The organism is Acidobacteriota bacterium (genome assembly GCA_018001935.1).
In the GTDB taxonomy this organism is placed as follows: Bacteria; Acidobacteriota; JAAYUB01; order JAAYUB01; family JAAYUB01; genus JAGNHB01.
The window spans coordinates 21,827-44,889 of record JAGNHB010000049.1; the positions used below are offsets into that span (position 1 = coordinate 21,827).

The following is a 23,063-nucleotide window of genomic DNA, read 5'->3' on the forward strand; positions in this document are numbered from 1 at the left end:
GAAAATTAGTGAAAATTAGTGGTTAGAATTGGGTGGAGAAAGAGATGAAGAAGATCCTGATTATCGATGACGACGCGGATTTCGTGGAGATCAACCGGACCGTGCTGGAGGCCGCCGGTTTCGCGGTGAAGCACGCCTACTCCGGAAAGGACGGCGTGGCGGCGGCCCTGGCCGACCCGCCCGACCTGGTGATCCTCGACCTCATGATGGAGCACTGGGACAGCGGTTTCGTGGCCGCCCGGCGGATCAAGGGCGACCCCGCCACGGCGGGTGTACCCGTTCTGATGCTGACGGGCGTGACCCGGGAGACGGGCATGAGCTTCGACCTGGACTCGCCCGGGGAACGGGAATGGATCAAGGCCGACATGTTCCTGAGCAAACCGTTGCGGCCGGAAGAGCTGTTGCAGCGCGTCAAGGCCGTCCTGGGCCTGGCGTGAGCCCGCGGGTCAACCCGGTTCGACGGGACGTGAACAGAGAGGTGAGGTGATGAGGGACGCGGCACGAGTGCTGGTGATCGACGACGAGGAGGGGATCCGGCGGGGAATCCGGCGGGTCCTGGCGGCCGAGGGCTACCGGGTGGACGAGGCCGGCGACGGGGCCGGTGGTCTGGAGGCCCTGTCGGCCGAGGCCTACGACATGGTCCTGGTGGACCTGAAGATGCCGGGGAACGTCGACGGTCTGGACGTGGTGAAGGCGGCCCTGGAGAAGGACCCCGACGTGGTGGTGATGGTGATCAGCGCCTACGCCTCCCTGGAGGCGGCGGTGCAGGCCACCCGCCTGGGCGCCTACGACTTCATGGCGAAGCCCTTCACCCCCGACGAACTGAAGATCAACGTTCAGAAAGGGCTCGAGAAACGCTTCCTGGTGCAGGAGAAGCGCCGGCTCCTGGCGGAGCGGGAGGCCACGCTGCTCGAACTGTCGAAGGAACGGGGCCGCCTGCGGATGGTGGTCCAGTCCATGGACGACGGCCTCCTGGTCATCAACCAGCAGGGGGTCGTGGTTTACGCGAACCCGGTGGCCCGCCAGATGCTCCGCGTTGAAACCGACCTGTCCGGGGCGGACTACCGGGCCGTCCTGGGGGCAACTTCGCTGGGGCCGCGGGTCGATGCCGTGCTGAACGCGGAGGACCCCGAGGCCGAGCGGATCACCACGGAGTACGACCTGGACGAGAAGACGACGGTGATGGCCAAGATCACCCGACTGCGGGAGCAGGACCACTTCGTGGGGGCCGTCCTGGTGCTCCGGGACATCAGCCGCCTCAAGGAACTGGACCGGACCAAGTCCCGCTTCGTCTCCGTGGTGGGCCACGAACTGAAGGCCCCGCTGGCGGCTATCGAGGGCTACCTGGAGGTCCTGCTGGCCGGAACCGTGGGCGCCATGCCCGAGAAGGCCACGGGGATGCTGGAGCGCTGCCGCGACCGGGCGGCCTCCCTCCAGAACCTCATCAAGGACATCCTGAACATCACGCGGCTGGAGGCCCGGACCATCACCCGCCGCATCGAGCCCCTGAACGCGGTCGAGATGGTGGACTCCGTCCTGGACCTGCTCAAGCCCACCATCGACCAGAAACCCGTCACGGTGGACCACCGCGTGCCGGCCGATCTGCCCCGCATCCTCGTGGACCGGGACGACTTGGACCGCCTCCTGACCAACCTGGTGAGCAACGCCGTCAAGTACAACCGCCCCGGGGGCGTGGTGACGGTCTCGTACGCCGTCACCGGGGAGAGCGTGTCCATCGCCGTGGCCGACACCGGGATCGGCATCGACCGGGAGCACCTCGACCACCTCGGGAAAGAGTTCTTCCGCGTCCGCAGCGAGGAGACCAGCCGGATCTCGGGTACGGGCCTCGGCCTCTCCATCGTCCGCAAGATCATGGACGTCTACCACGGCGACCTGCGCGTGGAGAGCGTCAGGGGCCAGGGCTCGACCTTCACCCTGACCTTCCCCCTCCCCTCGGGGACGGCGTCGGACAGTCTTTAGGCGATTTCGCGGCTGCGTTTTTACCAACATGTTGTCGATCCCGGTTGTCTGCCGAGGCCACGTTTACCGGGCGACGTCCCGGGAAAAAGTGCAAGAGCTTTCCGGGATTCTCCGTGCATCCGGCTTCTTGGCAAGCAAGGGGACGTTCGAGAAGACGGGGCCGCCGGGCGAGTTTTCCCGCCCCCAGGAGTCGATCGCCACCGCGCCCTCACCCCGTCAGGGGTGAAATGTTTGTAATAAAAGCGTTTGTTTTTAATTCCCCCCGCGCTGCCACGTCTTGACCCCGGGGCGGCGCCGCGGACGCCCGTCACCGTTTCGCGCTCCGGCTTGGGCTCCCCGGCGTCCGCGGCTAGCCCCGGGCCCAAACGCCTTTTCCCTTCGGGGAATCGGGGAGGAGGATTATAAATCGAACCAGATCGGACGCTCGCGGTGACTCGCCAGGGTCGGAAATTCGCTGCCCAATCGGGCAACGATGGCGAGGGGTGAGCTCTTGAAACGTCGTTCGGGAGCGTGATTTGCGGCCCATGCCGTCTTCCTTGGCGGGCTTTGCGCCTTGGCGAGAGCCGGTCCGGGTCCGGATCTCACCAAGGCGCAAAGCCCGCAAAGGAAAACGTATCGCCAGGTTGGGCCAGGGGGCGCGAAGGCCTGCCTTCACCGGGTCGCCCCGCCTTCGGGAGACAGCTTCCGGAAGATTCCTCACAAAGGCACGGAGAATCGGAGCGCCGCTTCCCGCGCGACGCCGCGCTCAGTCCAGCAGGCCGCTGAGCCAGTGCATCACGTTGAGCAGGAACCGGGCGTTCTGGGGGGCCGCCGGGGCGTTCATGCCGGTCGGTTTTTTCTCCGGCCCCGCCAGTTGGGCGGTGAACATGGCGGCCTCACCGAAGACGGCGACCCGCCCCCGCCCGCACCGGAGAACGGCGCCCTGCAGCCAGCCGGCGACCGGGACGCGGGGTGTTTCCGGTTTGAACTCCCAGGCGGTGGAAGGCATCAGCGAGACCACGGGCCCCTGGAAGGTGAGCAGGGGCCGGGTGTCGGCGTCGCCCTGGAAGGCCGATCCGGTAAAGGTGGCCACCGTGTCGACCCGCTCGCCGGGGTTTCGGCCTTCGGTGATGGGGTGGGAGGCCAGGCCGGAGTCCCGCTGGAAAACCAGGGGGCCGGGCCGTTTTTCGTCCAGGGCGAACCCGTTGCTCCAGCGGATCCCGAAGGCGGCGCCCAGCTTCTCCGCCGCCCCGGCCATGGGCATGTGGTCGGCGATGAGCAGCAGTGCGCCCCCGTCGGCGACCCACGCCCGGACGGCAGCGATCTCCGCGTCGGAGAAGGCCGAGGGGTTGGGCAGGCTCCAGTCCTCCACGTTTCGCGCGGCCAGGGCGTTGGAAATCACCAGGATGTCGATGCCGGCCAGGGTTTCCCGGCTGAACTCGGCCCGTCCGCCCCGGACCGCGTAGCCGTCCCGCCGGAGGAGGTTGGCGAAGGGCAGGTAACGGCCGTCGGCGGTGTGGAAGTTGTGGTGGGCCTCGTCGATGAGCACCCGCGGTCCTTTCCCCGTTTCGAAGGCCGGTTGGGGGAGGGGCGGCCGGAAGGCGGTGTCTGCCACCTGCTGGCCCGCAGCAACGGAAAAAGCGAGGGGCAGAAGGAAGGAAAACAAAAGGTTCCTGGAATGGGGGCGAGGGAACATCGCTGGATTCCTCCTCGGTGATGATGGGCCCGGCAGGGCGGCCGGCCGTAAAAACAACCGAGCCGTTTCAGCCTCTCAAACCTACGAGAAAAGGGGCGGGTTTGTTGCTGCAGAAGGGCGCCGGTCCCCGGAGAAAAGACCAAAAGGACCTAAAGGACTCAAAGGACCAAATAGAGCTTCGACTCATCCTTTGGGTTGTTTTGGTCCTTTTGGTCCTTTTGGTCCTTTCGTCCTTTCCTGGCAGGCGTCTCCCCCTCCGCCTCCGCCTCCGCCTCCGCCTCCGCCTCCGCCTCCGTCTCTTCTTCAGGGCTTGCCGCTGCGACCGCTTCGATGTTGAATCCGGACGGGGCGGCGTGTATCCTGAAAATCGCGCCCGATCCCTCGCCGGAGAGACCACCGTGAAACACACCGCCCCGACAGACGTCTCCGAGGATGACCTCGTCGCCTGGATCCAGGGTCTGGACCGGGCGGAAGACCCCTTCGTCCGCCTGGGCATCGGCGACGACGCCGCCCTGTGCCGGCCCCGGGCGGGGTGGGAGCTGGCGGTCACCACCGACCTCCTGGTGGAGGGGCGGCATTTCCGCTTCGGCACCGCCTCCCCGGAGGACGTGGGCTGGAAGACCGCCGCGTCCAACCTGAGCGACCTCGCCGCCATGGGCGCCGACCCCGTGGCCTTCTTCCTCGGGGCGGCGTTCCCCCCCGACCGGGGGCCTCGGTTTCAACGGCTCATGGCAGGGCTGGCCGCCTGCCTGAAGGCTTTCGGCGCCCCCCTGGCCGGGGGGGACCTCTCCGCCGCGGGCCGGTTCTGCCTCTGCGGCACCGCCATTGGTGAAGTCCCGGCGGGGTCCGCCCTCCGGCGGGACGGCGCCCGCCCCGGCGACGTGATCGCGGTTTCCGGGTGCCCGGGCCTGTCCGGGGCCGGGCTGCGGCTGCTCCGGGCCGGCTGGCGCCTGAGGGGCGGGAAGGCCCGCACCACCGGCGCCGCCGACACCGTTCCGGAACCCGTGGCGGCCGATCCCACCGCCGTTCACCACTGCCTCGCGGCGCACCTCCGCCCCGTCCCCCGCCTCTCCCTCGGGCGCTACCTGCGCGAGGACGGCGGGGTGAGCGCCGCCATGGACCTCAGCGACGGGATCGCCGCCGACCTGCCCCGGATCGGCCGGCGCAGCGGGGTGGCCGCCCGCCTGGATGCGGGGAGCCTGGACGCCCTCGTCCGCCGAAACCCCTGCCTCACCCTGGCGGATGTCCTGGGCGGCGGCGAGGACTACGAGTTGCTCTTCACCGCCCCACCGGCGTGCTGGGAACGGCTGATCCTCACCGCGGCGTGCCGCCCCGGCCTCCCCCCGCTGACCGCCGTGGGAACGGTGGTAAAAGGAACACCGGGCGAGGTCCTCCTGCGGGAGGGCCGCCGCACCCACCCCCTCCCCGTCGCCGGCTTCGACCACTTCCGGCCGGCACGCTGATTACAAATCCTTACAATTCAATACAAAAAAGAGCCATTATCCCGGCGGGGGGCATGATATCGTTACACTTCGGGTCGATGACGACGTGCAAGAAGACAGGAGTCAGGAGACCGAATGCGGAGGGGAACGCCTGTTTCCATCCCCACAGAATCTCGAAGGTAACCCCCGGATGTCGGCACCGTCCTTTATCCTTCTACCGGCTCCTGAATTCAGACTCCTGCCTCCTTCGTCAGCCTCCCGTATCTCTCTTCCGGAGTTCGCCCCGTGCCCATCGCTTCCGAACCCGTGGCCGGCCTCGCGTCGGGGATTTTCAACCCCTCGGCGGGCGAGGCCATCTTCCGGCTGGACACCCTCGACTACACCATCCTGGGGATCTACTTCGGCGTCCTGCTGGTGATGAGCCTCTTCGGCCTGAGAAAGTACTACTACATCTACCTTTACCGCAAGAACCGCAACGTCTACTTCGAGCCGGCCGCCCGGTTCGAGGAACTGCCCGTCGTGACGGTGCAGCTCCCCATGTACAACGAGAAGTACGTGGGCGCTCGGCTGCTGGAGTCCGTCTGCCAGTTCGACTACCCCAAGGACCGCCTCCACATCCAGGTCCTGGACGACTCCACCGACGACACCGTGGAGATCATGCACAAGGCGACCCTCTTCTGGCGCGAGCGGGGCTTCGACGTCGACTACGTGCACCGCACGGACCGGACCGGCTTCAAGGCCGGCGCCCTCGAAAACGGCAACCGAACCGCCAAAGGCGGCATCGTGGCTATCTTCGACGCCGACTTCCTGCCGCCCTCCGATTTCCTTCAGAAGACCGTCCACTACTTCACCGACCCCAGGGTAGCCATCGTTCAGACGCGGTGGGGGCACATCAACGCCCGCCAGTCGCTGCTGACCCGGGTCCAGGCCATCTTCCTGGACGGCCACTTCATGATGGAGAGCTTCCCCCGGAGCCGGGGCGGCAAGTTCGTGAACTTCAACGGGACCGCCGGTCTCTGGCGCAAGTGCGCCATCGACGACGCCGGCGGCTGGCAGCACGACACCATCACCGAGGACCTGGACCTGAGCCTGCGCGCCCAGCTCAAGGGCTGGAAGTACGTCTACCTGCCCGAGATCGAGACCCCCGCCGAACTGCCCGCCGAGATGAACGCCTACAAGAACCAGCAGAACCGCTGGGCCAAGGGCTCCACGCAGGTCTGCCTCAAGCTGCTCCCCACCATCCTGCGCGCGCCCATCCCGCGCCACGTCAAAACCGAGGCCTTTTTCCACCTGGCGTCCAACTTCGTCTACCCGCTGATGACGGTGCTGGCGCTGCTGCTTCTCCCCGCCATGATCGTGCGCGCCAACGCCGGCGAGCACCTCAAGTACCTCATGGACGTGCCCATCTTCCTGGCGTCCACCCTGAGCGTGGTCCTCTTCTACGTGGAGAGCCAGAAGGCGCTCTACCGGGACTGGAAGAAACGGTCTCTCCTCCTCCCCTTCCTCATGGCGGTGGGAATCGGGATCTCGGTGACCAACGGGAAGGCGGTCATCGAGGCGATCTTCGGGTACCGTAACGAGTTCGTCCGGACCCCCAAGTACAGCCTCTCGGAGAACGGCGGCCGCGACTGGCGCCGGCGCGTGCGCACCTACCGGGGAAAGATCGGTGTCTGGCCCCTGGTGGAGATCGGGCTGGGCGCCTTCTTCCTCTACGTCCTGGGCTACTCCCTCAGCATCGGGTGCTGGATGGTCCTCCCCTTCCTGACCCTCTTCATCGTGGGGTACTTCTACACGGGCTTCGGCTCCCTGCTGCACGGCCTGCTCAAGTTCGACTTCGTGAACGTGCAGTGGCGGCGCATCCGGTCCCGGATGGGGGAAGAGGCGTGACGAAGGGGACGGCCCGCCCGTGACAACGACCTGCGACCTCCCTTTCCCGGCGCCCCTGGAACCCGCGCGGTTCGTGCGGCGGGAGAACCGCTTCCTCGTCACCGTGGAACGGGGCGGGAGCGCGTTCTCCGCCCACCTGCACGACCCGGGGCGCCTCCGGGAGATCCTGGCGCCCGGTGTCGAGCTGTACCTGCGGGCGGACCCGGCCCCCGGCCGGAAGACCGCCCACACCGTGGTGCTGGCGCGTCACGCCGGCGTCCTGGTGGGGATCAACTCCGCCCTGCCCAACGCCCTGGTGGAGGCCTGCCTCCGCGCGGGGCGCCTCCACGAGTTCCGGGACTACAACCTGGGCGCCCGGGAGAAGCGGCTCCCGGGCGGTGGGCGGGTGGACTTCCACCTCCTGACGGCGGGCATCGACATCTACCTGGAGGTGAAGGGGGCGAGCCTGGTGCGGGACGGCGTCGCGTTCTTCCCCGACGCCCCCACCACCCGCGGGACCCGCCAACTCGGCGACCTCATGGCCATCGCCGGGAAGGGGGTCTGCGGCACCGTCTTCTTCCTGGTGCAGCGGGAGGACGCGAGCGGGCTGCGCCCCAACGACGAGACCGACCCGGCCTTCGCCGCCGCCCTCCGCCTGGCCTTCCGAAAGGGGCTGGAGATCCTGGCGTACACCAGCCGCCCCTCCCGCGACGGCCTCTCCCTCGGCCGCCGCATCCCGGTCATCCTGTAGCCGGCGCCTCGCGGCATCGGTTGGGATTTCCTCCCCGCCGGCTACCGGTTGAAATCCCCGGCGGCTTCCGGTTGGTAGAGCATTTCGAGGACCTTGAAGCGGCGGGTCCCGGCGGGTACGGACCAGGAGATGACGTCGCCCACCTTGTACCCCAGCAGGGCCGTGCCGACGGGCGCCAGGACCGAGATCCGCTGCCGGTCGATGTCCGCCTCCGCGGGATAAGCGAGGGTAAGGACCATTTCTTCACCGGAGTGCAGGTCCTGGATGCGGACGCGGGAGTTCATGGTGATCACCTCAGGGGGGACCTCGCTGGAGGCGACGATCTTCGCCCGTCTCAGCTCGTCCTGGAGTTCCCCGAGATGCCGCTGGTCGCGGCCGCTGGTTTGCTCGAATTCCAGGATCATCCGTTTCAGTCTCATCAGGTCGACCTGGGTGATGTGAATCCTTCTGCGGCTCATCGGGGCCTCCTCTTGAAAAAAAGCGGCAACGACACTCGATTATAGCAGGAAAATCGGCACGAACTTGACGTCCCGGGTGAAATCGAAGAACGACCGGGTGACCACCCAGCTCCGCCGGACGTCCAGCTGCCCCCGGTATTTCTTCCGAAACTCCGGCAGTGCCCGGGGGACCGTTCGCTGGTCCCCCGGCCGGATCTTGACGAGGGTCAGTGCGCCCTGATCTTCACGGACGAACTCGATCGCCGTCCGCTCCATGGTCCGGTAGAAGAAGAGCCGGGCTCCGGGGGGGGCGCCGCCGAGAAGGCGATTGCAGACGTAGGTCTCGAACAGAACCGAGGCGTCGGTCCGCAGGGCGAGGGGGTCGAAATTCATGAGGTGCAGGTTGCGGATTCCGGCATCCCTGAAATAGACCTTGTGCGTCCGGGAGATCTCCTTGTCCCGCCGGCGGAAGAACGGCGGCAGCGGCCGGGTGATGAAGGTCTGCTCGAGGAGGGCGAGGTATTTCCTGACGGTGACGCGCGACAGGCCGACGGCGGCGGCGGCGAAGCCGGGGTGCAGCTCCGCCCCGGAGTGCACGGCCAGGTACTTCAGGAGCCGGGTGAAGCCATCGAGGTTTTCGACCCGTGCCAGGTCCCGGACGTCCTTCCGGACGTACGCCTCGACGATCGCCTCGAGTTTGGCCACCCTGGCCTTTTTGTCGGGAAGCAGGACGACTTCCGGGTAGGAACCGTAGCAGAGGTATTCTTCCATGAGGGCGGACAAGTCCGGGGCGTGCGTGCCGACGAGTTCCCCCAGGCCCTTCGGGTCCCCCTCCGCGGCGAAGCATTCCCGCAGCTTTCGCAGCTTGTCCTCCCCCCTGAACTGAAGGAACTCGTCAAACGAGAGCGGCTCCACGAGAAAAGTCCGCTGCCGGCCCGCCAGGGAGTCGGAGAACTTCCGCCGGGCGTCCACGCTCGAGGGCCCGGTGGCGAGGATGGTGAGCCAGGGGAAGTGGTCGTGGAGCCGTTTCAGGAGGTTGGAGGGGTCGGGGAGGTGCTGGATGCCCAGGAAGACCAGGAGGCCCTTCCGGCCCTCCAGGACGCCTTCCAGCCAGAGGACGCGGCGCATGGCCTCAAGGCCCGCGTCGCGGAACAGCTCCCGGTTGCGGGGATCCTCCAGGTCGAAGACGTGGACTTTCTCCGGCGGGTACCCCGACGTCTCGGCCACCTGCCGGGCGACGGTGGTCTTGCCGGTCCGCCGGGCGCCCAGGAGGAGGATCACCTCCGGTTCCGAGAGGCCTGTCAGGACGTCATGGACAATGGCTCGGGGAAAGGACACGGTACCCCTTTCCATGGAATACGCTCACGATCTCGAGGGGAATACTATGTTGCCGTGACAGGAACGTCAAGACAATTCCAGGCTTCCCGGTGGAAAGAACCGGGGCCTCACCACGCCGTCCGTGAAAAGGAAAAGAGCGCAAAAGGAATCCCCTTTGCGCTCCTGCGTTCTGTGCGGATTTCCACGTCACAGGTGCTGCTTCACGACCTCCACCACTTCGGGCAGGTCCATGCCGATGGCCTTCAGGTGCTCGAGGGTCGGAACCCCGTTCGGCGTCCAGCCTCGGCGCTTGTAGACGGCGTTCAGCAGGCTGTCGTACTGCTTGACGCGGTACTCGCGCATCGCCTTGACCTTCTCGGCGGAGGACATCCCCGCCGGGTCGATGCCCACCTTCTCCTTGAGCTGCTTGTCGTAGCGCTCGGCGCGGGATTCGTACTCCTCCACGGTGACCGGGCCCTGGGAGCGGTAGGGCGGGATGTCGTGCTCGCGCTTGCCCTTCCCCAGACGCAGGCAGAGGGTCTTCTGGAAGTTGTAGACCCGCTCCGACTGACGGATGATGTCCTCCTTGACGATGCTGGCGCCGGTGATGGCGTTGAAGAGGTCCACGTAGTTCTGGACGTGCTCGGGGACCTTGGCCGGTTCCGAGGTCTGGGCGTTGTCGGGGGGCTCGATGTCGTTCCAGGGCAGCTTGCACAGTCCCTGGAGCCCGAACCAGGTGCGGAACAGCGGGAAGTAGTGCAGTGCCTCCGCCTTGGCCTCGAAGGTGGGGATGTGGTTGTTCACCATGTCCATGAAGATGAGCCAGGCCTCGTCGTGTTGGGGGCCCTTGAGCGCCATGGCGTAACCGCCCTGCTGGGCCAGCGACTCCTTGGAGACGTACTCGGAGTACTCCAGCCCCTTGCACTCCATGCCGATGTCCTGCAAGAAGGCCGGGTCGGCGCCGAAGTGTTCGGCGAAGTGCTTCTTCATGTAGCGGACGCCCTTCCCGGCGATCAGGCCGAAGCCCTCGCCGCGGGAGATCTGGTGAAGAAGCTCGAAGGCGGAGGCCGAATTGCCCCAGGAAAAGTCCAGGCCGCCGGTCCGCTCGAGGTTGAGGACGCCGTTCTCCCAGCACTCCATGACGAAGGCCAGCAGGGTGCCGAAGGAGATGGTGTCCAGGCCGTAGGTGTCGCAGTAGAAGTTGATCTCCATGACGGCGCGGGCGTCCCAGATGGCGGGCATGGAGCCGCAGCCGGCCACGGTCTCGTACTCCGGGCCGTCCACGGTGACCCTGTGGCCCTTGTAGGGGCCGGAAACCAGCTCGAAGCCGTCCGCCGCCTTGGCGCAGGCCATGGTGCAGCCGAACCAGCAGCCGTCGGGCAGGCCGTGGGTGACCAGCTTCACGAACTCGTGGGACGAGAGCTTGGGGGCCTCCGGGTGGGAGCCGAACTTGTGGTTCTTGGTGGGGAGCAGGTCGTACTCGTCCATGATCTCGGTGAGGTGGGCGGTCCCGATCTCCCGCATGCGGCACTGCTGGTCGTCGTAGGTGATGATCTCCTTGTGGAGCTTGAGGCCGGTCTTCTGGAGCTTCGCCAGGTCCGCCGGCTGGTTGGAACTCACCTTGAGGCCGGAGTATTTGACCACCAGGGCCTTGATCTTCTTGTCGCGGAAGACGGTGCCCGTTCCGCCGCGGCCGGCCTGCTTGAGGCGGGCCACCTTGCGGCGCTTGTCGTAGAAGGAGAAGTTGAGGCAGCCGATCCAGGCGTGCTCGGCGCCGGTGCCGGCGGAGACGGACGAGATGAACTGCTTGCCGGCCTCGTTTTCGGCGAACATCTCCACCATCTGCTCCGCCAGCACGTGGCTGTCCACCGCCTCGCCGGGGGCCTCGAAGATCCGGACGAGCCCCTTGTCGCCATCGATGAAGACGATGACCTCCCCGGCGGCCTTACCGGTGATGGCCAGGGCGTCGAAGCCGGAGAATTTCAGGTAGGGGCCGAAGTACCCGCCCACGTTACAGTCGACGGGGATTCCCGTCTGGGGCGAAATGGTGGTGACGATGGTCTTGCCCGATCCCGGGTAGTTGGTGTTGCCGCAAAGGGGCCCGAAGCCCATGGAGAGGACGTTCTCGGGGTCGTTCCACCGGGTGCTCCCGGTGGTGCCGTCCCACAGCAGGCGCAGGGCGAAGCCTTTGCCGCCGGTGAACTTCTCTTTCATCTCCTCGGACACCGGCAGTTCCGTGATCCGGTTGGCGCCCAGGTCGATGTGGAGGGAGCGCATATTGTAGCCGCGGACCACGGGGCGCAATTCGTAGGTGTATTCCGCCAGCAGCCGGTGGGCGGCCTTCATGCCGGCGATGTCGAAGTGGAGCCGGGTGTTCTCGGGGATGGTGACGGGCGTGGCGCAGGACATGGTCATTCCTCCTCGGTGACGATCTCGAGTGCGTGCTCGGGGCACTGCTTGGCGCAGGCGCCGCAGGCGATGCACTTGAAGGGGTTTTCCAGGCCGTCGTCGGTCATCATGGCGCCGATGGGGCAGACGGCCACACAGGCCAGGCAGCCGACGCAGGTCTTCTTGCTGATGAGCGGGACACCCTGCTTGCTGACGGTGATGGCCACCACGGGGCACTCCGACACGCACAGGCGGCACTTCTGGTTGCAAACCGTGATCTTCCAGCGGTTCTCCCCGTCGGCCTCGACCCGGATGGCGGAGCGCCGGGGGTTGTCCTCCTTGAAGAAGGTGGTGGAGCAGACACGCATGCATGTCCCGCACCCGGTGCACTTCTCGGGATAGGTTTTCAGGTACTTCATGGCTTCAGTGGCCTCCTCCCCAAAATAGTCGAGGAATTATAGGTAGCCGCCCGCGAAAAGTCAAAACGAAAGAGGGGAAAAGGGCCGCGAACAGCGGAATTCCGTGACGGTTGCTACATTCCTCGCCGCAGTGGGCCCGCCGGGGCTTTGCCGCAAGAGTGGAGGACACCCACTCTTGATGCCCTCGCATCAAAAAGTCCGGATTTTTGATCTCACAGAGGCACGAAGGCACGGAGAAGAATCATAAGACCAGTTTTTTCTATGAAATATAACTTGCATTTCTCCGAGCCTCCGTGCCTCTGCGAGAGAAAGAGACTGTTACGAGGCCGTCACTCTTCGTTTTCCGCACGAGAGGTTTCAGATGGAAATAATCTCAATCCCCAGTAGTTGCCTTCGGCTGGCCACGGACGAAGTGGGGCATCTTCGCGGGGATCTCCAGGGATAGCTCCACGAGACCGCCGAAGACGCCGTCCCGGTACCAGGGCGCCTGGTAGATGAGCTTGTGGACGCCGTTCTTCTCGATGGTGTAGACGTTGCGCTCTCCTATTCGCAGCATGGTCTCCAGCTTGGTGCGGGAGGGCTCGGGGTGGCAGTCCAGCACGTTGCGGCCGACCAGGTCGCCGCCCCCGTCCGCCTGGAAGACGTCTGCCGCCTTCCGGTTCATGTAACGGATGATCCCGTTCTCGTCGCAGAGGGTGACGGCCCCGGGAAACTCCTCGAAGCTTTCCGACAGAAATTGTTCGCTCATGGACACTCCTTTCCGAATCGAACCGGGAGCATGCACCGGGCCGGCGCCATTGTCAAGGGCCGCGGCGAGCTCATTGGAAGCGTCCAGGGCGGCAGGGCTTTGAAGGCCTGTCATTGCGGAGGCGATTCTCTTTCCCTTTGCAAGGCTTCGCGTCCTGGCGCCTTCGCGTGAGGCGGGACGACTTTTCTCCCGCGCTTCCGGGGTGCGTTGACGCCCGGGAGCGGAGCGTGTAGAATCCGGCTTTCAGGCAGGAGGAGAACGTGCCGAAGATCCTGGTGGTGGGCGGGTGCAACGCGGACGTCGTGGTGAGGCCCCAAGCCGCAGTTGTCCACGGGACGTCCAACCGTTCGGACATCGCCGCGGCGGACGGGGGCGTCGGGCGCAACCTGGCGGAGAACTTCGCGCGGCTGGGCTGCGCGGTGACCTTCGTGACGCACCTGGCGTCGGAGCCCGTATCCACGGGCATCCGCGAGCGGCTGGAGAAAATGGGTGTCCAGGTTCTCTCCGCGGTCGAGGTCCCCGCGGGCCGGTACGTGGCGGTCCTTGACCCGGACGGCTCCCTGCACGCCGGCTTCTGCGACGTGGACACCGAGGCCCTCACCCCCGCCGCGGTTGACGCCCTCGGACTGGACTGGACAGCGTTCGACGGGGCGGTCCTGGAGGCCAACCTTTCGGAGGAGACCCTGACGGCGCTGGCGCGGACCCTGCGTGCGCACGGCGTGCCCTTCGCCCTGGAGCCGGTGTCCGCGGCCCGGGCGCCGCGCCTCCGGGAGTCCCTGGCGGGGTGCGCCCTGGTCAAGCCCGACCCGCTGGAGGCGTCGGCGCTGAGCGGGATGCCGTGCGGGGGCCGGGCGGAGGCGCTCGCCTGCGCCCGGGAACTGCGCCGGCGGGGGGCGGGGGCCGTGCTGGTCTCGCTGGGCGCCGAGGGCTTCGTCCTGTCCGACGGCGACGTCGAGCAGGCCGTGGATGCCGAGCCGGTGAACGGGGCGAACTGTTCCGGCGCCGGGGACGCGCTCCTGGCCGGCTACTTCGCCGCCCGCCTGGCCGGGCTTGACCCGGGCCGCGCCGCGGCAGTGTCGGCCCGCTGCGCCGCCCTCGCGTGCCGGGTGTCGGGCCCCGTCAGCCCTGAACTCTCGCCGGACCTGCTCCGGTGATCATGATCCGGCGTGATCTGAGCCGCGACCGCCAGGACGTCCTGAAGCGGGGGAAGTTGAAACGCAGGGCGCAAGAACGCAGGGAATTGAAAGCGCTGGGCCTGGAAACGTCGTGGCATAAAGTGGGATGGTGAGGTTCCGAAATCCCCCTTGACGTCCTGGCGTTACTGTGAGGTCTGGTCCGACAGTTTGTGCGCAGAGTGGACCCACCCGGATAAGCCGGACGGCGAACCGGTGAACGGTCCGGATGCTCCCTCGCGAAGGCACGGGGACACGGAGAAGAGAATCAGATGGCCAAGATTTATCTCATAGATTTATTGGTCTTTCTCTCTCTGTGCCTCCGTGCCCCCGTGAGAGATGTTCCGGATTATTCTCTCACGGAGGCCCAGGGCCACGGAGGGGACGCGGGCCGGCCCGGCGGTGCCGGTCCCGGGCGGGTCGATATGCTCTGCTGATATTAAGCCGGTTGCGAAACGTGTCATTATGTCTCATAGATAATAAGGGGTTTGGATAGAACCTGGCACGGTGCGCCCGGTGAGAGCATCGCCGGAATAAGAACAGGGAGGAGGGACGAGGTGAAAAGGAAGCGGTTTTCCATGCTGTTCTTTGGGGCAGTTGAACAAAGCTGTCTGCCGGCGAGAGTTCCCGGTGACGAAAGCGGCGCCACGACACGTGTCACCGCACTTTAAAAACAGAGGAGACGTCCATGGGGCGCGAGGATTTTCTTCGGATCGACGAGGAGGTGGCGGACACGCTGACCTGCGGCGGGGCCGTCACGGCGCTGGAGTCCACCATCATCTCCCACGGGATGCCGTGGCCGGACAACGTGGAGACGGCCCTGGCCGTGGAGGCGCTCGTGCGGGAGAACGGGGCCGTGCCCGCCACGGTGGGTGTCCTGGACGGGCGCCTGGTGGTGGGCCTCGGGGCCGACGGGATCGCCCGGATGGGCGACCCGGCCGCGGCACCGGTCAAGGTCTCCCGCCGGGACCTCCCGGTGGTGCTGGCCCGGGGCCTGTGCGGCGCCACCACCGTCTCGGCCACCATGATCGGCGCGCGGCTGGCGGGGATCCCGCTCTTCGCCACCGGCGGGATCGGCGGCGTGCACCGGGACGTGCTGGAGAGCTTCGACGTCTCCGCGGACCTGGGCGAGCTGGCCCGGACGGAGGTGGCCGTGGTCTGCGCCGGCGCCAAGGCCATCCTGGACATCGGCCGGACCCTGGAGGCCCTGGAGGCGCTCGGGGTCCCCGTCATCGGTTACGGCACCGACGCGTTCCCCGCCTTCTACACGCCGCGGTCCGGTTTCGACGCCCCCTGGCGCTGCGACACCCCGGGCGAGGTGGCGCGGGTGCTGGCCGCCCAGCGGGCGCTGGGGCTGGGGGGCGGCGTGCTGGTGGTGAACCCGGTCCCGGGGGCGGAGGCGCTGGACGCGGCGGTCATGGACGCGGCCATCGGGACCGCCCTGGACCAGGCCGCCCGCGAGGGCGTCCGGGGGAAGGCCGTGACCCCGTACCTCCTGGCGAAGGTGGTGGAGGCCACGGGCGGGGCGTCGCTGAAGGCCAACGTCGCCCTGGTCCGCAACAACGCCGCCCTGGCCGCCCGCATCGCCGCGGCCCTGGCCGGTTCCGGCGAACGGGCCCGAAAAGGCTGATGTCGGACCCGGATTTCGAGATCTACCCCAGGCAGGGGACCGCGTGTTGTCCAAGTGCTCCGTGCCTTCGTGAGAGATATTCCGGAATATTCTCTCGCGGAGGCACAGGGGCATGGAGGGGGCCCGGGCCGGCCCGTCGGTGCCGGTCCCGGGCGGGTTGGTATGCTCTGCTGATTTTAAAACAGTTGCGAGCCGCGCCGTTATGTCTCAAAGATAACAAAAGGGTTGGATAGAACCTGGCACCGTTCCTCAAACTGGGCCGCGTGGGCGTGCTCGGGCAACCGGACCTCCTCGGCAAAGGCCATGAACAGCAGTTGCTGGTTTTCGCCCTGGAGCAGGAAGGCTTTCAGCCCCGGCAGCGGGATGTCCGCCTCGGGCAGGGCGGTGACGGGTTCGGGGAAAACGGGATGCACGCTTACCTCAATAGAAGCTCGAGTTGAAAGGGCGGACCGGATCGGGCCGATCCGGCCAATCGGACCATCGTCAGACCAGTCCGACCGGTCCGACCGGCCCGATCGGGCCGATCGGTTCGATCGGTTCGATGATCACACCCCGCTTCCCATTTCCGGGGTTTCGATTGCGGACACCCGGCAATCGTCAGGCTACTTCGTCTGGATCTTGGCGATGGCGGCCTGGATCGACCCGAAGCTGGACATCATGGCCATGTACTCGTTGGGGACCGGCGCGATCCAGACGGTGCCCGTCCCGCGGAACTTGCTCACCAGTCCCTCGCCCGAGGTCATGGAGCCGAAGAGCTTCTTGGTGGCGCGCTCCACGGTGTACTCCAGCGAGGCGGTCCGGGCCACGGCGAAGGAACCGTCCACCACCAGGGTCTGGGCGCCGTTGAGGTCGATGCGCTCCACGGGGCCCGGCGAGAGGTAGAAGAACTTGCCCGACCCCTTGATGGAGGTCTGGAAGAAACCTTCGCCGCCGAAAAACCCGGAGAAGGCCTTGTTGGTGAACATCCCCACCTCGATGGTGCGGTCTGCGGCCATGAAGGCGCCCCGGTCCAGGATCCACTCCTCGTTGCGGATGTCCATGATGTTGACCTCGCCGAAGGTGGGCTCCAGGTAGATCTCACCGGTGCCGCGGTAGCGCGGCCGAACGATGTTCTCCCCCGACAGCAGGGACTTGAACGCCCCGCCCATGGACGGGAGCTTCGACTCGATCTCGATGTTCCCCAGCATGTAGTGGAGGGCGCCGGACTCCAGCACGACTTCTTCATTCTCGAGGGTGATCTTCGGCAACCGGAAGAAGTTCTTGGTGATGACCTCGAAGACGGTCTTGGGGGGGGTGTAGGGCGCCGGTTGCTGCCACTGCTGGGGGGCCGGCTGTTGCGGTTGCCCGTAAGCAGGCGCGGGCTGGGGTGCGTAGGGCTGCTGCGCCCCGTAAGCCGGCTGGGCCGGGGTCTGGGGCTGCTGTGGCTGGGGAGCTGCCGCCTGAGCCTGCTGCTGCTGCCAGTGGGGGACGGTGGGGGCCATGTGAGGCGCCTGCTGGAACAGTTCGGGGCAGGCCTCGTTCAGGGGCTTCCACCCCGGAAGCCCCTCGAACCATGCCAGGGAGCTCGGATTGACCCGCTGGGCCTGGATCCACTCGCTGAGCTGCTGGGAAGTGTAGGGTCCGTGCTGCTGCCCGTTCTCAAAGAGGAAAATGTTCTCCGGCATGGTGTCTCCTTCGTTCGAGGGTTTATTCTGAAACCGAAAAGATTATATCGCAAAGAGGGCGCTCCGGGGAAGGGGTAGCCTTCTCCCGGGGGAGAATTTTCTTGCCGCCGAATCCCCGGACGGCTACACTGCGTCCTTGATGCCGACGGGATGGGGAGGGAACCGATGCCGCAACTCAGCCTTTTCGACACCCCCGAACGGGTGGTGGTTTTCGACCTGGAGACCCAGCGGAGCTTCCTGGAGGTGGGGGGGCGGGGCAACCTCGCCCGGATGGGGGTTTCGCTGGCCGTGATGTACGATTACGCCGCGGACGCCTACCGGACCTTTTTCGAGCCCGACATGGAGCGACTGATCGACGAACTGCTGGCCAGCACCCTGGTGATCGGCTACAACGTCAAGGGGTTCGACTATCCCGTGCTGTCCGCCTACCGGTCCGGCGGCTGGCACCGGAAGCTGCCGACGCTGGACCTCATGGAGCACCTCGCGGACCGGCTGGGCTTCCGCATCGGTCTCGACAACGTGGCGGGAGCCACCCTGGGGAAGGGGAAGAGCGGGTCGGGCCTGGACGCCCTGCGGTGGTTCAAGGAAGGCCGGATGGACCTGATCGAGACCTATTGCCGGGACGACGTGGAGGTCACCCGCCGGGTGTACGAGTTCGGCAAGGCCAATCGGCACGTCAAGTTCCGGGAGAAGAACGGCGAGGTGCGCACCGTCGGGGTTTCGTGGTGACGGCAGAAGCGGGTCGGCTCCGGTGTTTGCGATGGGGACGATCGGCCCCGCGTTGCGTGCCGGGGCGGTTATGGCGCCGGAATCCGATCCGGAGAGGGCCTGGACGTCGCTCGGTGAACCGTTCGGGAGCCCCTTCCGGGGCGACAATGCCGGCAGACCGGTAACCGGCACTTACCTCCGTAGCTCCGTCCGGGGCGTGATCCCACCTGTTTCATCGCCAGGTGTCGCAGGCTGCAGGAAATATGTTCAGGAACCGGGCCCCGGGCAAGCCGCAAAGGAGATCCTCATGACCCAGCCATCACCGGACACGTCCATCCCGCCAACCTCCGGCGCCGTCCCCTCCCCCCAGCCCGTGTGGGACCTCTCGGGGCTCTACCGGTCGCCCGACGACCCGGCCCTGGCCCGGGACATGGAGACGCTCGAGCCGCTGGCGGAGGCCTTCGAGAGGAAGTTCCGGGGCACCCTGGACGCGGCGGGAACGGTGCTTCGGGCGATCGCCTGTTACGAGGAGATCCAGGCGCTGCTCTCCAGGGTCCGGGCTTACGCGCACCTGGCCTTCGCCGTCCGTACCGACGACCCCACCCTCCAGAAACTGTTGGTGAAAACCGACCTGCTGGAGGCCCGGCTGGAGGAGAAGCTCGTCTTCTTCCGCCTGGAGTTGATGGAACGGGGCGGCCCGGCCCTCGACGCCTTCATCGACGACCCCCGGCTGGCCGGGTACCGAACCTTCCTGCGCCACCTCCGGGCCTTCGCACCGCACCGGCTGAGCGAACCGGAGGAGGTGGTGACGGCGCGCAAGGACGTGACGGGCCGCCTCGCCTTCACCCGGCTGTACGAGGAATTGACGGCCTCCTTCGTGTTCGGTGCGGAGGTGCGCGGCGAAGCCCGGGTGCGGACGGGCTCCGAGATGCGAGCCCTCTTCTACGACCCCGACCCGGACGTCCGCCGGCAGGCCGTCGAGGCGTACTACGGCCGATACGGCGAGCACGGGGCCGTGATCACCACCGTCTTCAACAGCCTCGCCCAGGACCACGCGCTGGAGTGCGGCACGCGCCGGTGGGGCGACCCCCTGGCGCCCTCCCTCGCCGACAACCTGCTGGAACGCTCCACCCTCGACCGCATGCGGGGGGTCATCGCCGGCGCCTACGGCCTCGTCGGGGAGTACTACCGGCTCAAGGCCGGCCTCCTGGGGGTCGAGCGGCTGACGGGCGCCGACCTCTACGCCCCCGTGGGCGACCCGGCGCCCCTCTGCGACTTCCCGTCCGCCGAACGACTGACGCGGGAAGCCTACGGACGCTTTCACCCCGAGGCCGGCCGCCTGGCGGGGTTGTTCTTCGACGAGCGCCTGATCCACGCCCCCGTCGCGAAAGGGAAGCAGGGCGGCGCCTTCTGTTACGGCCCGGGGCCGTCGTGCCGTCCGTACATTCTCCTGAACCACACCGGGCAACTCCGCGACGTCTTCACGCTGGCCCATGAGCTGGGGCACGGGATCCACGACCTCCTGGCTTCCGGCCGGAGCTGGCTGAACTACCACCCACCCCTGGTGGCCGCGGAGACGGCCTCCGTCTTCGGCGAAATGCTCCTGACGGAGCGCCTCCTGGAGACGCCCATGACCCCCGGCCAGCGGGTCGGGTTCCTCTGCGGCCGCCTGGAGGACGCCATCGCCACCCTCTTCCGGCAAAACATGTACATCGACTTCGAGTGGGACACTCACACGCGGATCGCCGGGGAGATCCTCTCCGCGGATGAGCTTTGCGCAGCCTGGGAGACCCGCGCCCGGGATCTTTACGGCGGCGTGGTGGACTTCCTGCCGGAGCAGCGATGGAACTGGGCGGCCATCCCCCACTTCTTCCGTTACACCTTCTACTGCTACGCCTATTCCTTCGGCCAACTCTTCGTATGGTGCCTCTTCCGCAAATGGAAAGAGGAAGGGGGCGCCTTTGCCGGGAAGTTCATGGACCTGCTCGCCGCCGGCGGTTCCCGCACGCCTGCCGAACTGGCGGGGTCCGTGGGGGAAGATCTCGACAGCCCCGCTTTTTGGGAGAAAGGCCTTTCGGTTTTCCGGGGCTATCTCGACGAACTGTCCGCCCTGGTTCCGAGGACCTGAGCCCGGACCGCCCAGCACAACCGCCGGCCCCTGCCCGACCCGAACCACGGATGACGCCACCGCCGCAATTTCGGCCGCGAAAAACGTAAAGAACGCCACAGGATGGATCCCGGGGGCGACGACCCGGTGGAGGCGGCCTTTCGTGCCCCGAGGCGGCACCCCTGGCGATCCGGTTTTCTTTGGCGAAAGTGCCTATAACTCTCCCCCGGGCCGGATGGTAAGCATATCGGCGTAACCGGGTACCCGTCTGCGCCGTGCATCCACCCAGCGCTCCAGTTCGTCCACGGTGGAGCGGACCTCGCGCAGGGCGGGTCGAACCTGATCCGCACAGAACCGGGCGCACTCCTCCTCGGCCAACGCTCCCAATCGCGCCTCCAGGGCGGCCAGTTCCGGAAGGCGCTCCAGCACCGCCTGGACCCGCACGGCCACGTCCTGTGCATAGACATCGAGCGCCTCTGCCGGGGCCTTCAGGTCCGGACCGGCCGCTCGCGCCCGGGAGGCTGTTTCCAGCAGTCCGCCGAGAGACTCCACGGCGCCGGGCACGTAGAGGGTCCGGACCATGGAGATCGCCAGGCGCAGCTCCAGCTCCACGGTGTGGATGTAGTTGCGGAGGTTCACCCGGTAGCGGGCCTGGGTCTCCTCTGGGGTCAGGATGTGGAAACGGTGGAAGAGGTCGAGGTTCTTGGGGGCGCGCAGGGCCTCCAGGGCCTCCGGGGCCGTGGCTGCGGCAAAGAGGCCGCGCCGCGTCGCCTCTTCCCGCCACTCGGGGGTGTAGTTGTCCCCCTCGAAGTGGGACTCCCGGGCCGTCCCGTAGAGTTCCCCCACCACGGCTAGGGCAGTGCCCAAGGGGTCCTCCGCCCGCTCGGAGCGGCGCTCGAGGGCGTCGGCGAGAACGTGGAGCCCGTGGGTCACCATGGCGTTGATCACGGCGGTGGGCATGGCGGTGGAGGCGGAAGCCCCCACGGCCCGAAACTCGAACTTGTTTCCGGTGAAGGCGATGGGAGACGTCCGGTTCCGGTCGGTGGCGTCCCGGGGGAAGTGGGGGATGAAGGGTACCCCCGTGGAGAACTTCCCGGGCTGGCGGAGGGGGAGGAGTTTGCCTCTCTCCAGCCGCTCCAGCACGTCGGTAAGCTCCGAGCCCAGAAAGACCGACATGATGGGCGGGGGCGCCTCGTCGGCGCCCAGCCGGTCGTCGTTGCCGGGGCCGGCCACGATGGCGCGGAAGAGGTCGCCATAGGCTCGGACACCCAGCAGGACCGCCGTCACGACGCAGAGGAAGCGCACGTTGTCCGACTCCGTGGCCCCCGGGTCGAGCAGGTTCACCCCCCGGGAGTCCACCAGCGACCAGTTGTTGTGCTTCCCACTGCCGTTGATTCCGGCGAAGGGCTTCTCGTGGAAGAGTACGGTGAAGCCGTGGCGGTTCCCCGCCTTGCGGAGGACCTCCATCAACAGCTGGTTGTGGTCCGTGGCGATGTTGGCGTTCTCGTGGAGGGTGGCCAACTCGAACTGGTTGGGGGCCACCTCGTTGTGCCGGGTCTTGGCGGGGATCCCGAGGCGGTACAGTTCGATCTCGGACTCCTGCATGAAAGCCAGGACGCGATCCTTGATGGACCCGAAGTAGTGGTCTTCGAACTGTTGCCCCCGTGGGGCCTGGCTCCCGAAGATGGTATAGCCCAGCATGGCCAGGTCGGGCCGGCTCTCCGTGTGGCGGGTCTCCACCAGGAAGTACTCCTGCTCGGGACCGAGCTGGGGGTAGACCCACTCGGTCCCGTTAGCGCCCAACAGGCCCAGGAGCCGCAGGGAAGCCTCGCTGACAGCCTTGATGGACTTGATGAGCGGGGTCTTTTTGTCCAGAACGCAGCCGTCGTAGGAAACGAACACCGAGGGGATGAAGAGGGTCTTTCCGAACTCGCCCTCCAGGATGAAGGCCGGGGAGGAAGGGTCCCACGCCGCGTAGCCGCGGGCTTCGAAAGTGCTGCGCATCCCGCCGTGGGGAAAGCTGGACGCATCGGGCTCGCTCCGGGTCAGCTTGGCGCCGGTGAAGTTCTCCTGGAGGCGGCCGGACGGCCCATAAGAAAGGAAAGAGTCGTGCTTCTCCGCGGTGAGACCCGTTAGCGGCTGGAACCAGTGGGCGTAGGAGGTGGCGCCCTTGCCGAGGGCCCACTCCTTGATGGCGGCTGCCACGGCGTCAGCCACTTCCACGGGCAGTTCCTCGAAGTGCTTCACCGCTCGCTCCAGGCGGGCGTAGATGTCTGCGGGGAGCTTCTCCTTCATCACCTCGAAGCTGAAGGTGTTCTCACCGAAATAGCTGGACACTTTCCGGCCCACGTAATCCCGGGTTGGCATGCTGCCTCCTTTTCCCCCTGACCTGAAAGACCGGCATTATACCCTGCACTGCGGGAAAAGAAAAGCACAGGGCAGAGGCCATCGGCGGCTGCCTTCTCCAGGCTGGGCAAAGAGCGGAACAGGACACTCAAGCGAAGCGGAAGACTGAGTGTCCCCCTTCCCGACCTGCCCGCCGGGCCTGCTCGCGGCGCTTCCCGGCGTCTCCCGCCCCGCGGCCCGGTCCCCTCTCCCGGGTCAGCGCGGAGCCTCCCCCCATTTTTTTTCACCGGTTTGGCGAAATAACTTCGGATATTGTTCGGCGAAAACGTTAGTAAGGGTGAAGTCCACTTCCAGGAGGCTGCCATGGCCATCGCGCGCAAGAACATCGTCGCCGACGGCGCCGAGCGGGTCTA

The 23,063-nt window shown here is 66.7% G+C and carries 18 protein-coding genes; 9 read left to right on the forward strand and 9 right to left on the reverse strand.

Going from position 1 to position 23,063, the window contains the following annotated elements; all coding sequences use genetic code 11:
* Positions 1-44: 44 nt before the first annotated feature.
* The gene (locus tag KA419_15990) at positions 45-437 is read left to right on the forward strand and encodes a response regulator (GenBank protein ID MBP7867434.1); all 393 of its coding nucleotides are present in this window, start codon (positions 45-47) and stop codon (positions 435-437) included.
* A 49-nt stretch (positions 438-486) separates the two neighbouring features.
* Positions 487-1,980, forward strand: a complete 1,494-nt coding sequence (locus KA419_15995; GenBank protein ID MBP7867435.1) for a response regulator — start codon at positions 487-489, stop codon at positions 1,978-1,980.
* Between the two features lie 745 nt (positions 1,981-2,725).
* Here the strand turns inward: KA419_15995 and KA419_16000 are convergent.
* The gene (locus KA419_16000) at positions 2,726-3,574 is read right to left on the reverse strand and encodes a DUF4350 domain-containing protein (GenBank protein ID MBP7867436.1); all 849 of its coding nucleotides are present in this window, start codon (positions 3,572-3,574) and stop codon (positions 2,726-2,728) included.
* A 530-nt stretch (positions 3,575-4,104) separates the two neighbouring features.
* On the opposite strand from KA419_16000, the gene thiL reads away from it, so the two are divergent.
* The 3 genes from thiL (at position 4,105) to sfsA (ending at position 7,714) form a co-directional block, all read left to right on the forward strand.
* Positions 4,105-5,118: a thiamine-phosphate kinase gene (gene thiL, locus KA419_16005; protein ID MBP7867437.1), complete on the forward strand. Its 1,014-nt coding sequence runs from the start codon at positions 4,105-4,107 to the stop codon at positions 5,116-5,118.
* Positions 5,119-5,460: 342 nt separating this feature from the next.
* Positions 5,461-6,984 (forward strand): glycosyltransferase family 2 protein, encoded by a 1,524-nt coding sequence (locus KA419_16010; protein MBP7867438.1) that lies wholly within the window; start codon positions 5,461-5,463, stop codon positions 6,982-6,984.
* Positions 6,985-7,003: 19 nt separating this feature from the next.
* Positions 7,004-7,714: a DNA/RNA nuclease SfsA gene (sfsA, locus tag KA419_16015; protein MBP7867439.1), complete on the forward strand. Its 711-nt coding sequence runs from the start codon at positions 7,004-7,006 to the stop codon at positions 7,712-7,714.
* Positions 7,715-7,755: 41 nt separating this feature from the next.
* On the opposite strand, the gene rnk is transcribed toward sfsA, so the two are convergent.
* The 5 genes from rnk to KA419_16040 form a co-directional block, all read right to left on the reverse strand.
* Complete coding sequence (gene rnk / locus KA419_16020) at positions 7,756-8,172, reverse strand: nucleoside diphosphate kinase regulator (protein MBP7867440.1); 417 nt, start codon at positions 8,170-8,172, stop codon at positions 7,756-7,758.
* A 39-nt stretch (positions 8,173-8,211) separates the two neighbouring features.
* Positions 8,212-9,489: an ATP-binding protein gene (locus KA419_16025; protein ID MBP7867441.1), complete on the reverse strand. Its 1,278-nt coding sequence runs from the start codon at positions 9,487-9,489 to the stop codon at positions 8,212-8,214.
* A gap of 186 nt (positions 9,490-9,675) precedes the next feature.
* A complete protein-coding gene (locus KA419_16030; protein MBP7867442.1) occupies positions 9,676-11,814 on the reverse strand; it encodes an aldehyde:ferredoxin oxidoreductase in 2,139 nt (712 codons plus the stop codon).
* A gap of 65 nt (positions 11,815-11,879) precedes the next feature.
* On the reverse strand, positions 11,880-12,275 hold the full coding sequence (locus KA419_16035) for a 4Fe-4S binding protein (GenBank protein ID MBP7867443.1): 396 nt from the start codon (positions 12,273-12,275) through the stop codon (positions 11,880-11,882).
* 373 nt (positions 12,276-12,648) lie between these two features.
* Positions 12,649-13,023, reverse strand: coding sequence for a PAS domain S-box protein (locus tag KA419_16040; protein ID MBP7867444.1), 375 nt, complete (start codon positions 13,021-13,023; stop codon positions 12,649-12,651).
* A 260-nt stretch (positions 13,024-13,283) separates the two neighbouring features.
* Between KA419_16040 and KA419_16045 the strand changes: the two genes are divergently transcribed.
* On the forward strand, positions 13,284-14,177 hold the full coding sequence (locus KA419_16045) for a hypothetical protein (protein ID MBP7867445.1): 894 nt from the start codon (positions 13,284-13,286) through the stop codon (positions 14,175-14,177).
* A gap of 706 nt (positions 14,178-14,883) precedes the next feature.
* A complete protein-coding gene (locus KA419_16050) occupies positions 14,884-15,825 on the forward strand; it encodes a pseudouridine-5'-phosphate glycosidase (protein ID MBP7867446.1) in 942 nt (313 codons plus the stop codon).
* A 200-nt stretch (positions 15,826-16,025) separates the two neighbouring features.
* Here the strand turns inward: KA419_16050 and KA419_16055 are convergent, their stop codons facing one another.
* Positions 16,026-16,238: a hypothetical protein gene (locus tag KA419_16055; GenBank protein MBP7867447.1), complete on the reverse strand. Its 213-nt coding sequence runs from the start codon at positions 16,236-16,238 to the stop codon at positions 16,026-16,028.
* A gap of 189 nt (positions 16,239-16,427) precedes the next feature.
* Positions 16,428-17,489, reverse strand: a complete 1,062-nt coding sequence (locus KA419_16060; protein ID MBP7867448.1) for an AIM24 family protein — start codon at positions 17,487-17,489, stop codon at positions 16,428-16,430.
* 165 nt (positions 17,490-17,654) lie between these two features.
* Between KA419_16060 and KA419_16065 the strand changes: the two genes are divergently transcribed.
* A complete protein-coding gene (locus KA419_16065) occupies positions 17,655-18,218 on the forward strand; it encodes a ribonuclease H-like domain-containing protein (protein ID MBP7867449.1) in 564 nt (187 codons plus the stop codon).
* A gap of 286 nt (positions 18,219-18,504) precedes the next feature.
* Entirely contained in the window at positions 18,505-20,325 is a 1,821-nt protein-coding gene (locus KA419_16070; protein ID MBP7867450.1) for a M3 family oligoendopeptidase, read from the forward strand.
* Between the two features lie 192 nt (positions 20,326-20,517).
* On the opposite strand, the gene KA419_16075 is transcribed toward KA419_16070, so the two are convergent.
* Positions 20,518-22,671 (reverse strand): glutamine synthetase III, encoded by a 2,154-nt coding sequence (locus KA419_16075; protein MBP7867451.1) that lies wholly within the window; start codon positions 22,669-22,671, stop codon positions 20,518-20,520.
* Positions 22,672-23,063: the final 392 nt, after the last annotated feature.